14 protein-coding genes and 1 pseudogene are annotated in these 14,782 nt (G+C 72.8%); 5 read left to right on the top strand and 10 right to left on the bottom strand.

What is annotated here, in order from left to right; genetic code table 11:
- Positions 1 to 4: 4 nt before the first annotated feature.
- The gene (locus ACWCSD_RS06785) at positions 5 to 526 is read right to left on the bottom strand and encodes a helix-turn-helix domain-containing protein (protein WP_449913446.1); all 522 of its coding nucleotides are present in this window, start codon (positions 524 to 526) and stop codon (positions 5 to 7) included.
- A 44-nt stretch (positions 527 to 570) separates the two neighbouring features.
- Here ACWCSD_RS06785 and ACWCSD_RS06780 point away from each other — a divergent pair.
- Both ACWCSD_RS06780 and ACWCSD_RS06775 read left to right on the top strand, forming a co-directional pair.
- Positions 571 to 735, top strand: a pseudogene (locus ACWCSD_RS06780) (ABC transporter ATP-binding protein); the annotation flags it as partial.
- A complete protein-coding gene (locus tag ACWCSD_RS06775) occupies positions 732 to 2,315 on the top strand; it encodes a thiamine pyrophosphate-dependent enzyme (RefSeq protein WP_358282310.1) in 1,584 nt (527 codons plus the stop codon). The pseudogene ACWCSD_RS06780 and the gene ACWCSD_RS06775, both read left to right, overlap by 4 nt.
- A gap of 6 nt (positions 2,316 to 2,321) precedes the next feature.
- On the opposite strand, the gene ACWCSD_RS06770 is transcribed toward ACWCSD_RS06775, so the two are convergent.
- Together ACWCSD_RS06770 and ACWCSD_RS06765 are read right to left on the bottom strand one after the other, a co-directional pair.
- Positions 2,322 to 3,473, bottom strand: coding sequence for a C45 family autoproteolytic acyltransferase/hydolase (locus ACWCSD_RS06770; protein ID WP_449913444.1), 1,152 nt, complete (start codon positions 3,471 to 3,473; stop codon positions 2,322 to 2,324).
- Between the two features lie 76 nt (positions 3,474 to 3,549).
- Positions 3,550 to 4,395, bottom strand: coding sequence for a bifunctional methylenetetrahydrofolate dehydrogenase/methenyltetrahydrofolate cyclohydrolase (locus tag ACWCSD_RS06765; RefSeq protein ID WP_449913443.1), 846 nt, complete (start codon positions 4,393 to 4,395; stop codon positions 3,550 to 3,552).
- Between the two features lie 247 nt (positions 4,396 to 4,642).
- Here ACWCSD_RS06765 and ACWCSD_RS06760 point away from each other — a divergent pair, with 247 nt between their 5' ends.
- A complete protein-coding gene (locus ACWCSD_RS06760; RefSeq protein WP_397165197.1) occupies positions 4,643 to 5,545 on the top strand; it encodes an ROK family protein in 903 nt (300 codons plus the stop codon).
- A 220-nt stretch (positions 5,546 to 5,765) separates the two neighbouring features.
- Here the strand turns inward: ACWCSD_RS06760 and ACWCSD_RS06755 are convergent, their stop codons facing one another.
- Positions 5,766 to 6,251, bottom strand: a complete 486-nt coding sequence (locus ACWCSD_RS06755; RefSeq protein WP_358282299.1) for a MarR family winged helix-turn-helix transcriptional regulator — start codon at positions 6,249 to 6,251, stop codon at positions 5,766 to 5,768.
- Between the two features lie 362 nt (positions 6,252 to 6,613).
- Here ACWCSD_RS06755 and ACWCSD_RS06750 point away from each other — a divergent pair, with 362 nt between their 5' ends.
- Positions 6,614 to 8,161: an FAD-dependent oxidoreductase gene (locus ACWCSD_RS06750; RefSeq protein ID WP_449913442.1), complete on the top strand. Its 1,548-nt coding sequence runs from the start codon at positions 6,614 to 6,616 to the stop codon at positions 8,159 to 8,161.
- Here the strand turns inward: ACWCSD_RS06750 and ACWCSD_RS06745 are convergent.
- From ACWCSD_RS06745 to purN, 3 genes are all read right to left on the bottom strand, one after another.
- The gene (locus tag ACWCSD_RS06745; protein WP_352323910.1) at positions 8,121 to 8,297 is read right to left on the bottom strand and encodes a hypothetical protein; all 177 of its coding nucleotides are present in this window, start codon (positions 8,295 to 8,297) and stop codon (positions 8,121 to 8,123) included. The two genes, ACWCSD_RS06750 and ACWCSD_RS06745, sit on opposite strands and share 41 nt — an antisense overlap.
- A gap of 128 nt (positions 8,298 to 8,425) precedes the next feature.
- Positions 8,426 to 9,970, bottom strand: a complete 1,545-nt coding sequence (gene purH, locus ACWCSD_RS06740; protein WP_449913440.1) for a bifunctional phosphoribosylaminoimidazolecarboxamide formyltransferase/IMP cyclohydrolase — start codon at positions 9,968 to 9,970, stop codon at positions 8,426 to 8,428.
- Positions 9,967 to 10,596, bottom strand: coding sequence for a phosphoribosylglycinamide formyltransferase (purN, locus tag ACWCSD_RS06735; RefSeq protein WP_352366616.1), 630 nt, complete (start codon positions 10,594 to 10,596; stop codon positions 9,967 to 9,969). The genes purH and purN overlap by 4 nt, the downstream gene beginning before the upstream one ends.
- Before the next feature lie 76 nt (positions 10,597 to 10,672).
- Between purN and ACWCSD_RS06730 the strand changes: the two genes are divergently transcribed.
- Complete coding sequence (locus ACWCSD_RS06730) at positions 10,673 to 11,092, top strand: hypothetical protein (RefSeq protein ID WP_397165191.1); 420 nt, start codon at positions 10,673 to 10,675, stop codon at positions 11,090 to 11,092.
- 13 nt (positions 11,093 to 11,105) lie between these two features.
- Here the strand turns inward: ACWCSD_RS06730 and ACWCSD_RS06725 are convergent, their stop codons facing one another.
- From ACWCSD_RS06725 to sucC, 3 genes are all read right to left on the bottom strand, one after another.
- Complete coding sequence (locus ACWCSD_RS06725) at positions 11,106 to 12,743, bottom strand: cell division protein PerM (RefSeq protein ID WP_449913437.1); 1,638 nt, start codon at positions 12,741 to 12,743, stop codon at positions 11,106 to 11,108.
- Positions 12,744 to 12,942: 199 nt separating this feature from the next.
- On the bottom strand, positions 12,943 to 13,818 hold the full coding sequence (gene sucD, locus ACWCSD_RS06720) for a succinate--CoA ligase subunit alpha (protein WP_125644468.1): 876 nt from the start codon (positions 13,816 to 13,818) through the stop codon (positions 12,943 to 12,945).
- Positions 13,819 to 13,821: 3 nt separating this feature from the next.
- Positions 13,822 to 14,782, bottom strand: a 961-nt coding sequence (sucC, locus tag ACWCSD_RS06715) for an ADP-forming succinate--CoA ligase subunit beta (protein WP_449913435.1), incomplete at its 5' end; no start/stop codon positions are given.

Genomic DNA, 14,782 nt, shown 5'->3' with positions numbered 1-14,782 from the left:
CGGGTCACCGAGACCTTCGCCAGGTCGGCGCCTCGATGCGCGCCGCCGTGGCCAGGAGCTCCGGCAGCAGCCCCGTCCTGACCTGGTGCAGGCTGGTGCGGCCGGCGTGCGTGGAGACGTTCACGGCGGCGACCGTGCGGCCGGCGTGGTCGCGTACGGGCGCGGCGACGGACCGCAGGCCCTCCTCCAGCTCCAGGTCCACCATCGCCCAGCCGCGCAGGCGCACCTGCTCCAGCGCGGCCCGCAGCGCGTCGGGCCGCACGACGTGGGGGCCGGCGACCTCGGGCAGCGACAGGCCGGACAGGTAGGCGTACCCCAGCTCCAGGACGCGCGGGGTGAGCGCGAACAGCCGGCCGTCGTTGCGCACGTAGCCGAGGTCGGCCAGCGTGATGAGGAAGCGCCTGGCGTCGGCGCGGCTGAGGCCGGTCGCCCGCGCCACCTGGCTGAGCGTCAGCTCGGGCGCCGCGGCGCTGAACGCGCGGATCACCGCCAGCCCTCTGGCCAGCGACTGCACATGATCGACCATGGTGATCCCTTGACAGAAGCCGACAAGGGCGTAGTTTCCGCCACGAGCCGTTCGCCGCCGCGGACGCGCAGACCAGGGCCGACCTGGAGGACCTGGCCATCGACCTGCCGCGCGACCGGGACCAGCTCACCACCCGGTCGCTGCCGCGTTTCGGCGAGCTGCGCGGGCAGGTCCACCGGCGGATCCAGCAGGCGAGAGGGGCACGATGAGCACAGTGCGGGCAGCGGCGTTCGAGGTGCTGCGGCGGTACGGCCTGACGACGATCTTCGGCAACCCCGGCTCGACCGAGGTGTCGCTGCTGACCGGCCTGCCGGACGACCTCCGCTTCGTGCTCGCGCTGCACGAGGGCTCGGTCGTCGGCATGGCCACCGGCTGGGCCATCGGGCACGCCGAGCCCGCGCTGGCCGTGTTGCACACCACGGCCGGGCTGGGCAACGCGGTGGGCGCCCTCGCCACGGCCCGGGTGAACCGGGCGCCCCTGGTCGTCCTGGTGGGGCAGCAGGACCGGCGGCACCTGGCGCTGGAGCCGTTCCTCGCCGGACGGCTGGCCGGGCTGGCCGGCGACTACCCGGTGTGGACCGACCAGCCGGTGCGGGCGCAGGACGTGCCCGGCGCGCTGGCCAGGGCCTTTCACGAGGCGGTCACGCACCGGGGCCCCGCCCTGGTCGTGGTGCCGATGGACGACTGGGACGCGCCCTTCGCCGGCGAGACCCCGGCGGCCCCGGCCCGGGTGCTGCGGCCCGCCGCCGTGCCCGACGCCGGCCTGGCGCCGCTGGTCGAGCTGCTGGCCGGGGCGCGGTCACCGGCGATCGTGGCGGGGGCGGGAGCGGCTTGGGGGCCGCTGGTGCGGTTGGCCGAGCGGCTGGCGTGCCCGGTGTTCCAGGAGTCGTTCGGGGCGCTGGCGGGGTTCCCGCAGGACCATCCGCAGTACGCGGGGGTGCTGCCGGCCGACCGGGAGCGGCTGCGGGCCGTGCTCGCGCCGCACGACGTCGTGCTGGCCGTGGGGGCGCCGGTGTTCCGGCAGTACCCGTACGCGCCGGGGCCGCTGGTCGAGCCGGGGACGGCGGTCGCCGTGGTCACCGACGACCCGGCCGAGGCGCACCGGAGCCCCGCCGACCTGGCCGTCCTGGCCCCGCCGGGGGCCGTCTGCGAGCGGCTGGCGGCCCTGCTGCCGGCCCGTCCCGCCGCCGCGGCGGCCGTTCCACCGGCCCCGGCTCCTGAGGTGCCCGGCGGGGAGCCGTTGCGGCCCGCGTACGTGCTGCGCGAGCTGGCCCGGCGGCTGCCCCGCGACGTCGTGCTGCTGGAGGAGACCCCGTCGTCCCGTCCCGACCTGCACCGGCTGGTCCCGGCCAGGAACCCGCTGGGCTTCGTCTCGGCGGCCATGGGCGGGCTCGGGTTCGCCGTGCCGGCCGCGGTCGGCCTGCGCATGGCGCTGCCCGGACGCCCGGTGGTCGCGGTCGTGGGCGACGGCTCGGCGCTGTACGGCGTGCACGCCCTGTGGAGCGCCGCCCACTATCGGGTGGGCGCGCTGTTCGTCGTGCTCGCCAACGGCCGCTACGCGGTCATGGACCGGCTGGCCGACCGGCAGGGCGGCAAGGCCCCCTGGCCGCCGTTCGCGGAGGTGGACATGGCCGCGCTGGCCAGGTCGCTGGGCTGCCCCGCCCGGCGGGTGGACGGCCCCGCCGAGCTGGGGGCCGTGCTCGACGAGGTGATCCCGTCGCTGGCCGCCCGCGAGGAGCCCCTGCTGCTGGACGTCACCGTGGCCGTGGACCGGGACTTCCGGCCGTGAGCCGGGTCACCAGGCCGGAGGGCGGCGACCGTCGTCGGCTGCCGGGTCGAAGCAGAGCTCGGGGGCGGCGTCCGGCTTGAACACCTCGTCCAGGGCCCACCGCTCGTACGGGCGGGCGCACGGCGGCGCGCCGGCGATCGCCAGCTCGCGGGCGTCGAGGTCCATGACGACGGAGTAGACCGTGTGGCACTCCTCGGCCGGGCCGGCGTGGGGGTCGAGGTGGCGGCAGACGCCGTCGGGGAAGGAGTAGTGGTCGCGCAGGGCCGCGACGACGTGTTCGAGGCCGACCGCGCGCTCGGCGGCGGTGTCCTCCAGCAGGTGGCGCACGCGTTCGGGGCGCAGCAGGGTCAGGCCGGACCTGGCCGCCTTCATGTCCTCCAGCGGCAGCTCGGCCTCGAAGTGGTTGGCGTGGGTGAGCAGGCCGTCGCGCGGCAGCAGCGCGCCGAACGCGCCCGGAGCCACCTCCAGGTCGATGGCCTCGCCTCCGGCGTCGGCGATCAGCAGGTTGCCCGAGGAGACGCGCGGCACGTCGAGCACCTTGCGGTGGGCCCGGCTCATGCGGTCGGACTGCAGCACCCCGCGCAGCAGGAAGTGGTACGGGACCCCCGCCCCGGCCTGGTCGCGGTCGGACTGCAGGCGGTTGGCGCACACGCCGAGCCCCGCCGAGTTGAGCCCCGACTTGGCGAGCATGCCCGCCTCGGCCAGCGTGAGCACCGCGAACCCCTCGGTGTCGCGGGTGGCCAGCAGGAAGGTGACCGCGCCCTGCTCGGGATGCCAGTCCCAGTTCTGGGCGAGCAGGGTGTGGCCGTCGCGGGTGTACTTGGGCAGGACGGCCAGCGCGGTGCAGCCGTCGTCGTGGTAGCCGGTGCCGTCGAGCAGCTCGGTACGGGCGTTGAGCGCGGCGATGTGCTCGACCGGCTGCGCCGCGCCCGCCGCCAGGCCCGCCAGCATGGCGGCGATGCTCGGGTCGTACGCCCTGGCCACGTCGAGGAAGGTCTGGCCCCAGCGCAGCACGTCGGCCGAGGAGAGCCCGGACTTGTCGCGGAACCGCCGCAGGTAGGTCTCGACGCTCCGCGCGACCAGGTCGGCGGTACGGTGGCCGACCTCGGCCCCCATCTCCTCGTAGGTGCCCTCGACAGCGATGAGCGGGGTGTCCATGAATCGGCCTTCCGTGATGGGGGTAGGGCTGGCTCTTCTTCCCATTCCCCCCATCAGGGCTTCATCCCCCGATCACTCAGGAACGCTCGGCCGCCTCCACGACGTTGGACAGCAGCAGCGCGCGGGTCATCGGCCCGACCCCGCCCGGGTTGGGGGTGAGGAAACCGGCGACCTCCTCGACGTCGGGGGCCACGTCACCGGCGATCTTGCCGTGGACCCGGGACACGCCCACGTCGAGGACGGCCGCGCCGGGCTTGACCATGTCCCGCGTGATGAGCTCGGGCACGCCGGCCGCGGCCACGACGATGTCGGCGCGGCGCACGTGGGCGGCCAGGTCGTGGGTGCCGGTGTGGCAGAGGGTCACCGTGGCGTTCTCGCTGCGGCGGGTCAGCAGCAGGCCGAGCGAGCGGCCGACGGTGATGCCGCGGCCCACCACGACGACGTCGGCGCCCTTGATCGGCACGTCGTACTCCTGGAGCAGCAGCACGATGCCGTGGGGCGTGCAGGGCAGGGGCGCGTCGACCATGTGGACGAGGCGGCCGAGGTTGACCGGGTGGAGGCCGTCGGCGTCTTTGGCCGGGTCCATGCGCTCCAGCAGCGCCATCGTGTCGATCTGCTGGGGCAGCGGGAGCTGGACGATGTAGCCGGTGCAGGCCGGGGACGCGTTGAGCTCGTCGACGGCCGCCTCGACGTCCTTCTGGGTGGCGGTGGCCGGGAGGTCGACGCGGATGGAGGCGATGCCGACCTCGGCGCAGTCGCGGTGCTTGCCCGCGACGTAGATCTGGCTGCCCGGGTCGTCGCCCACCAGGACGGTGCCCAGGCCGGGCGTGATGCCGCGGTCCTTGAGCGCGGCCACCCGGGTCGCGAGGTCTGCCTTGATCCTGGCGGCTGTCGCCTTGCCGTCGAGTTTCACTGCGCTCATGCCGTCAATCCTTCCATGACTGGTCGGCTTCCCTGCACCGGCCGCGCGTCCGTCCACAGTTTTTCCACAGATGGGAGGCAGGCGGCGTCCGTTGTCCACAGGGAAACGATGACATCGTTGTCATCGATCAAGGAAGGGCATATCGTGTCGGGCGCCGGCACCCTGTCCCACGGAGGTTCCCCTTGCGCGCCCGCTTCCCCCTGCCACGCCTCGGCGGCCTCCGCCGGCCCGGCCCCCCCATACCCGGATGACCTGCGTACTCGCCGTCGACATCGGCGGCACCAAGCTCGCCGCCGCGCTGGTCGACGAGGCCGGCTCCCTGCTGCGCTCCGCCGCGCGGCCCACGCCGCGCGCCGACGTCATGTCCGCGCTGGCGGCCCTCGTCGCGGAGGTGACCGGCGGGGGCCCGGCACCGCACGCCGTCGGCGTCGGCTGCGCGGGCCCGCTCGACCTCACCACGGGCACGGTGAGCCCGGTGAACATGCCGAGCTGGCGCGGCTTCCCGCTGCGCGACGAGCTGCGGCGGCTGACCGGCCTGCCCGTGGTGCTGGCCGGCGACGCCCAGTGCATGGCGCTCGGCGAACACTGGCTGGGGGCCGGGCAGGGCAGCACGTCGCTGCTCGGCGTCGTCGTGTCCACCGGCATCGGCGGCGGCCTGGTGATCGACGGCGCGCCGCTGCTCGGCCCGGCGGGCAACGCGGGGCACGTCGGCCACATGAGCGTCGATCCCGGCGGCGAGCGCTGCGAGTGCGGCGGCCGGGGCTGCGTCGAGCGCTACTCCAGCGGCCCCAACCTGGCCCGCTGGGCCCTGGAGAACGGCTGGGCGCCCACCGGCGACCGCGACGCCAGGGCGCTGGCCGCCGACGCGTCCGCCGGGCATCCGGTGGCGCTTTCGGCCTTCGAGCGCGGCGCCAGGGCGCTGGCCGGCCTGATCGCCTCCACGGCGGCCGCGGTCGAGCTCGACACCGTGGTCATCGGCGGCGGCGTGTCGGCGGCCGGCGCGGTGTTGTTCGGCCCGCTGGAGCGGGCGCTCGACGACGTGGCGGGGCTGGCGTTCGTCCGGGCGGTCCGGGTGCGGCCGACCACGCTGGGCGTGCGCGCGGGCCTGGCCGGGGCCGCCCGGCTGGCCTGGCGCCTGTCCGGCCAGTGAGCCGGCCGCGAGCGGCGGTCCGGCCGCCGGCTCGACCAGGTTGAGCGCTGGTTCGCCGAGCCGGACTCATGCTCGGCCCATGCCCTGACCCTGCTGGGCACGCTGGCCACCTCACCCGGGATGGCGGTGAGAAGCGGATCAGCGAGCTCGACGCCGCCGAGCCGGTCGACAACCTGGCGCAGCAGGCGATGGCCGGGGGCGGCCCGCCGGCTTCGACGCCCTAGCCGCTCTCTTCCTTGTCGGCCGCGGACATGGCGAGCATGTCGTCGACGCACCTGCGCATCAGTTGCTCGAACTGAACGAGGTCCCTATCGCTCCATTCGGCGAACGCGGAGTCGACGAGCCGCTGCCGGGCCTCCTCAAGCGCGTCCGTCACGCGACGGCCCGCGCTGGTGATCACGGCTTCCTTGACCCGTCGGTCCGCCGGGTTCGGACGCCGCTCGATCAGGCCGAGCTCGGCGAGTTTGGCCACCTGCCGGCTGACGGTGGTGTGGTCGCGTCCGGCCCGTTCGGCGAGTTCGACCACGCCGATGGGCCCGAACCGCCGGATTCCGACGATCAGTTTGAACAACGCGCGGTCGAGATCGATGCCCGCTTCGGCCATGAGGACCTCGTCGCGTTGCGGCAGGTTCATGAGCGCGATCAGGTCGACGAGCGACTCATGCAGGCGCCGGAACGTGATGTGCCGGCGGTGTTGGGAAGCCATGCTCGCCACCGATGCCTTACGTGCCCTTGCGGACGGGGAGGTGCCAAGAATACCGGCAGCCTCCGGCAGACCTGCGGAGACGCCTCCTTCGCATGGCGAGGACGCGAAGATGCGCTCAGAATACACATAATTTTCCGGCATCGGGACAGCCTGATCACAACACCCGGATCAGAGTTTTCTCCATGCATAGCTGGACACAAAATGGCAGCTCAAGACAGTGTGCTCGATGACCGTGAAGCCGCGTCAACCATGGACGGCGGCTTGACGGCCGCTCCGGCCGCAGATCATACTCCGTGCTTAATACACATAAATTTGCACCGGACGGGCCGACCTGCCCGGCCGCCACCGACGGAGAGTGAACCGTGGCACGCAACGAAGACCTTGATGTGATCATCTGTGGTTCCGGCGCGGCGGGATTGACCCTCGCCATCGATCTCGCCCGCAGGAACATCGCGTTCCGGTTGATCGACAAGGCGCCGCATCCGTTCATCGGCTCACGCGGCAAGGGCATCCAGCCGCGCACCGAGGAGGTGTTCGAGGACCTCGGCGTGGTCGACCGGATCGTCGCCTCGGGAGGCGAATATCCTCCCCTGCGCACCTACACCCCCGACGGACCGGTCGACAAGCACGCCGGGATCCTGCCGGAGCCGACGCCCGCCGAGCCGTACCAGATCCCGCTGCTCGTTCCGCAGTTCCGCACCGAGCGCCGGTTGCGGGAGCGGCTGGCCGAACTCGGCCACGCCCCGGAGTACGGCTGCGAACTCGTCGGCTTCGACCAGGACCCCGACGGCGTGACCGCGCGGATGGCCACCTCCGGCGGGGAGCGGACCGTGCGAGCCGCCTACCTGGTCGGCGCCGACGGCGGATCGAGCTTCGTCCGCAAGGCCCTCGGCATCGAGTTCCGCGGGAAGGCCCTCGGCGTGCGGGCGCTCGTGGCCGACGTGCGGGCCGACGGCGCCTCGTCGCGCGTCTGGCACCGCTGGGGCGACGAGCAGCCCGAGCGCAGCGTCTCGCTGTGCCCGCTCCACGGCACCGGCATGTTCCAGTACATGGCCCCGGTCCCCCTCGACATGGACGTCGACCTCTCGGCCGAAGGGCTCACCGCCCTGCTCCACGAGCGCGGCGGCCAGGACGACATCGTGATCCGCGAGGTGTCCTGGGCATCGGTGTTCACGATGCAGGCCCGGCTGGCCGACGCCTACCGGCGTGGGCGCGTGCTCCTGGCCGGGGACGCCGCGCACTGCCATCCGCCGACCGGCGGGCAGGGCCTGAACACGAGCATCCAGGACGCCTACAACCTCGGCTGGAAGCTCGCCGCCGTGCTCGACGGCGCGCCGGAGTCACTGCTGGCGACCTACGAGGAGGAGCGCCGGCCGGTCGCCGAGGCGGTCCTCGGCCTGTCCGAGAAGCTGCTCGAAGCGGCCAGGAACCGGGAGATGCGCCGGGGCCGCGAGGTGACCCAGCTCGATGTCGGCTACCCGGACTCGTCGCTGTCGCTGACCGGCCTGGAGCCCCACAAGGGCGTGGCGGCCGGCGACCGCGCGCCCGACGCCCCCGTCACCGGCGCGGGCGGGCCGGCCACGCGGTTGTTCAGCCTGTTCCAGGGACCGCACTGGACCCTGCTCGGCTACGAGCCCGGCGACGCCGCGGTCCCGGAACCGCGCAGGGGCCTGCGCATCCACGTCATCGGCGACGACATCCTCGACACCGGAGGCCATGTCCGGAGCGCGTACGGGCTGTCGCCCGAGCAGTGGGCGCTCATCCGGCCGGACGGATACGTCGCGGCCGTGGTCGGCACCGCCGAACTCGGCGCGATCGAGACCTACCTCGACGGCGTCGGCGTCCGTCAGCAGATGCGAGAACCGGCGGCTAGTCGCGCTCTGCGAAGCGGGCCTCGCGGCGCTCGATGATCCGGCGGGTGTACGGGATGAGCTCGACGACCCGGCTGCCGAGGTAGGCACCGATGAAGGCGAGGACCAGCAGGACGAACGGGCTGGTCGAGAAGCCGTTCATGGTCACGAAGGCATGCAGGGTCGCGTCGAGCATGGAAACTCCGGGGGAATCAGCACAGCAGGGCGGCAATCAGGGTAACCGGGGAGTGCCAATGCTCGCCGCCAAAACGGATAAAGGGCAACAAGTGATCTCTTGTTGCCCTTTATCCGATGAACCGGTGATCAGTGGAAGAAGTGGCGGGTGCCGGTGAAGTAGAGGGTGACGCCCGCCTGCTCACAGGCGTCGATCACCTCCTGGTCCCGGATCGAGCCGCCCGGCTCCACGATCGCCTTGACCCCGGCCTCGATCAGCACCTGCGGCCCGTCGGGGAACGGGAAGAACGCGTCGGAGGCGGCGACCGAGCCGGCCGCCCGCTCCCCCGCCCGGCTCACCGCGAGGCGGCAGGAGTCGACCCGGTTGACCTGGCCCATGCCCACGCCCACCGTGGCGCCGCCGGCGGCCAGCAGGATCGCGTTCGACTTCACCGAGCGCGAGGCGCGCCAGGCGAAGGCCAGGTCGGCCAGCAGCTCGGGCGAGGCGGCCGCGCCGGTCTTGAGCTCCCACGCCGACGGGTCGTCGCCGGCGGCGTCGATCCGGTCGACCGCCTGCAGCAGCAGGCCGCCGTCGACGCGACGGAACTCCAGCGGCTGGGACGGCCCCTCCGGGCAGCGCAGCAGGCGCAGGCTCTTCTTGGCCCGCAGCACCTCCAGCGCCTCCGCGCTGAAGCCGGGAGCCACGACGACCTCGGTGAACACGTCGGCGATCTGCCGGGCCAGCTCGACGGTGACCTCGCGGTTGACCGCGATCACGCCGCCGTAGGCCGAGACGGGGTCGCAGGCGTGGGCCTTGCGGTGGGCCTCGGCCACGTCGGCGCCGACGGCGATGCCGCACGGGTTCTGGTGCTTGATGATGGCCACGCACGGCTCGGCGAAGTCCCAGGCCGCCCGCCAGGCGGCGTCGGAGTCGAGGTAGTTGTTGTAGGACATCTCCTTGCCGTGCAGCTGCTCGGCGTTGGCCAGGCCGCCGGAGCCGGCGGTGTAGAGGGCGGCGCGCTGGTGCGGGTTCTCGCCGTAGCGCAGGGTCGCCTTGCGCTCGTACGCGACGCCGGTGAACTCGGGGAACTCCTCCTCCCCGCCCGCGTACGGCCCGGCGAACCAGTTGGCCACGGCCACGTCGTAGGCGGCGGTGTGGGCGTAGGCGACACCGGCCAGGCGGCGGCGCTCGTGCAGCGTGAAGCCGCCCTCGTCCAGGGCGGTGAGCACGTCGCCGTAGGCGGCGGGGTCGACCACGACCGCGCAGGTGGCGTGGTTCTTGGCGGCGCCCCTGATCATCGCGGGCCCGCCGATGTCGATCTGCTCGACGCACTCCTCGTCGGAGGCGCCGGAGGCCACCGTCTGCTGGAACGGGTAGAGGTTGACCACCACGAGCTGGAACGGGTCGATCTCCAGCTCGTCGAGCTGGGCCACGTGGCTGGGCTTGGTGAGGTCGGCCAGCAGGCCGGCGTGCACGCGCGGGTGCAGCGTCTTGACCCGGCCGTCGAGGCACTCGGGGAAGCCGGTGAGCTGCTCCACCTTGGTCACCGGGATCCCGTGGGACGCGATCGCGGCGGCCGTGCCGCCTGTCGACACGATCTCCACGCCGGCGCCGTCGAGTGCCCTGGCCAGCTCTTCGAGCCCGGACTTGTCGTAGACAGCGATCAGCGCGCGCCGGATGGCGATGCGAGTCACGTGCTTTCCCCTCCTGATTGGTTGCCGATGCGGACGGTGCGTCCGCTGACCGTCCAGCCCTCGCGGGCCATCCGGCCGACGATGTCGACGAGCAGGCGGCGCTCGACGGTCTTGATGCGCTCGTGCAGGACCGGCTCGTCGTCGTCCGGCAGCACGGGCACCGCCTCCTGGGCGACGATCGGGCCCGTGTCGATCCCCGCGTCGGCCAGCATCACGGTGCAGCCGGTCACCTTCACCCCGTGGGCCAGCGCGTCGCGCACGCCGTGGGCGCCGGGGAAGGACGGCAGCAGCGCCGGATGGGTGTTGAGCACGGGGAACGCGTCGAGCGTGGGCGCGCCCAAAATCTTCATGAAGCCCGCCGACACCACCAGGTCGGGCTCGTACGATGCGATCCTGGCGGCGAGAGCGGCATCCCAGTCCGCCCGAGTCGCATGATCGCCCAGTTTTTCAACAAACGTCGGGACATTTGCCCTGGTGGCCCTGGCCAGGCCCTCTATGCCGTCCCGATCCGCGCCCACCGCCACCACGCGCGCACCGTACGACGGGTCGGCGGAAGCGTCCAGCAGGGCCTGTAGGTTGGTTCCAGAGCCGGAGACGAGGACGACGAGCCGCCCAGCCTTTGACACGCACACTCCAAAGAATGGAAACAGGGTGGGGCTGACAGGGTATCTGTTCCTCGCCCGGCGACGCAGAGGAGGTCAGGTGTCGACACCGGTGCAGGCACCGGCGGGTCAGCAGCCCGCCGATTCAGCGGGTCGCCGTGCGATCTGGTTGTCCATCGCGGCGCTGGCCATGACGTTCATGCTGCCGCTCGCCGGCCTGGTCATGGCCCTGTTCGCGCTCATGTCGGGCATCCGCGCGCTGCCGCGGCTGCGCGGCGCCCACAAGCCCACCGGCACGGCCGTCGGCGGCATCACGATCTCCTCCATCGCGCTGGCCCTGTCGGCGATGGCCACGGGGATGCAGCTCTACCTGATGGACGAATACTCCGCCTACCAGGAGTGCATGAAGGGCGCGGGCACGGTCTCGGCCCAGGGCGAGTGCTTCACCCAGTTCAGGGACGCCGCGCAGCGCAAGCTGCCGCCCGACGTCCTCCAGCTGCTCGGGGCGATGCAGTCCTAGCCCCGCGCCCCGGCTAGTCGCGGTCCCAGGCGTAGGGGTCGACGTAGATGACGTGGCCGCCGCGGTCGTCGGACTCGTCCACGATGTCCTTGCGCGGCGGACGGGCCGGGCCGTCCGAGGGCTCGGCCGGGCGTGGGCGGGCCTGGGCCAGGGTCTCGGCCTCGGCGGAGGCGTGCTCGTCCTGCCAGTCGTCCCTGATGACCGGGATCTCCTGGGTGTCGGCCTCGGTGGCGTCCATCCAGTGGCCGGGCAGGGGGCGCGGGTCGGACTCGGCCAGGCCGACCTTGCTGGCCGCCTTGGCGATGGCCGCCCCCGCCTTGCGGACCGGGGCGGCGGCCTTGTCGAGCGGCGCGCGGGCCTTCTTGTTGAGCAGCAGCAGGTTGGCCACGCCCGCCGAGATGCCGGCCGCCACGCCCACCTCCAGGGCCACCGACAGGGCCACCTCCCAGGGGGACGGGCCGATCGCCGACAGCCGGCCGCCGCCGATGGGCCCGCCGGACAGCGCGGCCAGCAGGCCGGCGACCAGGCCGGTGGAGACGCCGGTCAGGAAGCCCCACAGGGGGGCGGCCTCGTACGAATGCGAGGGCGAGATCCGGGCCACGAACACGCCCGCCACCGCGCCCGCCGCGAACGGCAGCGCGATCACCGCCATCATCCACGCGGGCACGGGCCCGCTCTCGGGCAGCGCGCCCAGCAGCGGCAGGCTCGGCACCGTGCCGAGCTCGACGCCGGTCGGGGCGACCAGCGTGTCCGCGCCGATGGCGAAGCCGGGGCCGGCGATGTAGGAGGAGGCCCAGATCACGGCGTTGAGCAGGTAGAGGAGCTGGAGCAGCAACAGCAGCACGCCGCCGACGAAGCCGGGCGCGAGCACGTTCGACAGGTCCCTGACCTGGCCGAAGTTCAGCACGACCGCGACCAGCACCAGCCCCAGCCCGGACGCCAGCAGGGCGGTGGTGGCGACCGCCGTGCCGGCCGTGACGGCCCGCAGCCGCTCGGGCAGCAGCTTGAGCATGATCCGCCACGGGCCGATCATGCGCGCGGTGGCCAGCGAGCCCGCCAGGAAGGCCAGCACGAAGTGGCTGAGCAGCGCCTCGCCGATGAACGGCTGGGTGATCTCGTTGCTCGCCACCAGCGCGATCAGCCCGGCCAGCAGCGCGTAGGGGGCCGCCAGCGAGACGCCGGCCTGGCCGACCAGCACGAGCTGCGCGCGGCGGCGGGCGGTGGCCTGCTCGCGCGGGCTGTTCTTGGGCAGCCGGGCGGGCAGGCGCAGCCGCAGGTCGGCGTCGCGGGCCATCCACCGGCCGGCGCGGTAGAGCAGGAAGGCGGGCAGCACCATCAGCCCGAGGGGCAGCAGCCCGACCCGGCCGCCGGGCATCGCGAACCCCGCGTGGTGCGCGGCCAGCCAGAGCTGCGCCGCGGCGCGGAACACGCCGGGCAGGCCCGCGCCGAGCGTGCCGCGCGGCGCGGCGATCCAGCCGACGAGGGTGAGCGTGGTGAGCACGGCCAGGCCGACGCCGAGCGTGCAGGCGGCGGCGAGCATGCCCGACACGGGTAGCGGCCGCCTCGTCTCGTCGTCGTCGGTCGAGACCCCGGGGAGCTTGCCGAGCACCGACTTGGGGGCGGTACGCAACTGGTCGAGAATGGCCGTCACAGATGTGATTTTCTCAATCTTTCCCAACCATCGCTTGGTTGACGCGCCGCAGCGGGTCCACTTTGTCGCCGTGAGACCCCCGCGAACGCGCCTCGCGCCCTTTCCCCGCCCTTTACGCGCCGCCCGGCGGGCCCTGGGACGCCCGGCGGCATGGAAAAGCCCCGCATGGCGGCGGCCAGGCGGGGCTTTTCCAGCGTGACTAGCGGGACTGCATGATCTCGCGCATCAGGCGGGCCGTCTCGGAGGGGGTCTTGCCGACGCGGACGCCGACCTTCTCCAGGGCCTCCTTCTTGGCCTGGGCGGTGCCGGCCGAGCCGGAGACGATGGCGCCGGCGTGGCCCATCGTCTTGCCCTCGGGGGCGGTGAAGCCCGCGACGTAGGCCACGACCGGCTTGGTGACGTGCTGCTCGATGTAGGCCGCGGCACGCTCCTCGGCGTCGCCGCCGATCTCACCGATCATCACGATCGCGTCGGTGTCGGGGTCGTCCTGGAAGGCCTGGAGCGCGTCGATGTGCGTGGTGCCGATGACCGGGTCGCCGCCGATGCCGACCGCGGTCGAGAAACCGAAGTCGCGCAGCTCGTACATGAGCTGGTAGGTCAGCGTGCCGGACTTCGAGACCAGGCCGATGCGGCCGGCGGTGGTGATGTCGGCGGGGATGATGCCGGCGTTGGACGCGCCGGGCGAGGCGATGCCGGGGCAGTTGGGCCCGATGATGCGGGTCTTGTTGCCCTTGGCCACCGCGTACGCCCAGAACTCGGTCGAGTCGTGGACGGGGATGCCCTCGGTGATCACGACGCAGAGCGGGATCTCGGCGTCGACGGCCTCCTTGACGGCGGCCTTGGTGTGGGCCGGCGGCACGAAGACGACCGACACGTCGGCGCCGGTCTGCTCCATGGCCTCCTTCACCGTGCCGAACACGGGCAGGCCCTCGTGCGTGATGCCCGCCTTGCGGGCGTTGACGCCGCCGACGACCTTCGCGCCGGAGGCGAGCATGCGGCGGGTGTGCTTGGTGCCCTCACCGCCGGTCATGCCCTGAACAATGATCTTGCTGTTCTCGGTCAGCCAGATAGCCATGACTCACGCACCTACCGCAGCGAGCTCGGCGGCCCGCTTGGCCGCGTCGTCCATCGTGTCAACCAGCTCGACCCGCGGGAGCGCGGCGTCGGCCAGGATCTGCCGCCCGAGCTGGGCGTTGTTGCCGTCGAGGCGGACCACCAGCGGGTGCGTCACGGCCTCGCCGCGGCTCTCCAGCAGCTTGAACGCCGAGACGATGCCGTTGGCCACGGCGTCGCAGGCGGTGATGCCGCCGAAGACGTTCACGAAGATCGACTTGACGCTCGGGTCGGAGAGGATGATCTCCAGGCCCGCGGCCATGACCTCGGCCGAGGCGCCGCCGCCGATGTCCAGGAAGTTCGCCGGGGACGGCTTGCCGGGGAACGCCTCGCCCGCGTAGGCCACCACGTCGAGGGTGGACATGACCAGGCCCGCGCCGTTGCCGATGATGCCGACGTTGCCGTCGAGCTTGACGTAGTTGAGGTCCTTCTCCTTGGCCTTGGCCTCCAGAGGGTCCTCGGCGGCCTTGTCGGCCAGCGCCTCGTGGTCGGCCTGGCGGAAGCCGGCGTTCTCGTCGAGGGTGACCTTGCCGTCGAGGGCCTTCACCTGGCCGTCGGCCGACAGGATCATCGGGTTGACCTCGACCAGCGTGGCGTCCTCGTCGACGAAGCAGTGCCACAGCTTCTCGATGAGCTCGGCGGCGCCGTCGAGCGACTTCTCGGGCAGCCCGCCGGCCACCGCGATCTCGCGGGCCTTGGCGCGGTCGATGCCGTCGAGGGCCGAGACCGGCACCTTGGCGACCTTCTCGGGCGTGCTGTGGGCGACCTCTTCGATGTCCATGCCGCCGGCGGCGGAGCAGATCGCGAGGAAGGTACGGTTGGCGCGGTCGAGCAGGAAGGAGAAGTAGTACTCCTCCGCGATCGCGCTGGCCTCCTCCACGAGCACCTTGTGGACCGTGTGGCCCTTGATGTCCATGCCGAGGATG

The sequence above is a fragment of the Nonomuraea sp. NPDC001684 genome (assembly GCF_053596515.1).
The sequence above is the reverse complement of the archived record's forward strand: the minus strand, read 5'-3'. Positions and strand labels throughout refer to the sequence as shown.

Coding starts and splice junctions, on each gene's coding strand:
- sucD (WP_125644468.1), bottom strand. CDS start 13,818: ATGGCTATCTGGCTGACCGAGAACAGCAAGATCATTGTTCAGGGCATG.
- ACWCSD_RS06775 (WP_358282310.1), top strand. CDS start 732: ATGAGCACAGTGCGGGCAGCGGCGTTCGAGGTGCTGCGGCGGTACGGC.
- ACWCSD_RS06755 (WP_358282299.1), bottom strand. CDS start 6,251: ATGGCTTCCCAACACCGCCGGCACATCACGTTCCGGCGCCTGCATGAG.
- ACWCSD_RS06765 (WP_449913443.1), bottom strand. CDS start 4,395: ATGAGCGCAGTGAAACTCGACGGCAAGGCGACAGCCGCCAGGATCAAG.
- ACWCSD_RS06785 (WP_449913446.1), bottom strand. CDS start 526: ATGGTCGATCATGTGCAGTCGCTGGCCAGAGGGCTGGCGGTGATCCGC.
- ACWCSD_RS06760 (WP_397165197.1), top strand. CDS start 4,643: ATGACCTGCGTACTCGCCGTCGACATCGGCGGCACCAAGCTCGCCGCC.
- ACWCSD_RS06745 (WP_352323910.1), bottom strand. CDS start 8,297: ATGCTCGACGCGACCCTGCATGCCTTCGTGACCATGAACGGCTTCTCG.
- ACWCSD_RS06770 (WP_449913444.1), bottom strand. CDS start 3,473: ATGGACACCCCGCTCATCGCTGTCGAGGGCACCTACGAGGAGATGGGG.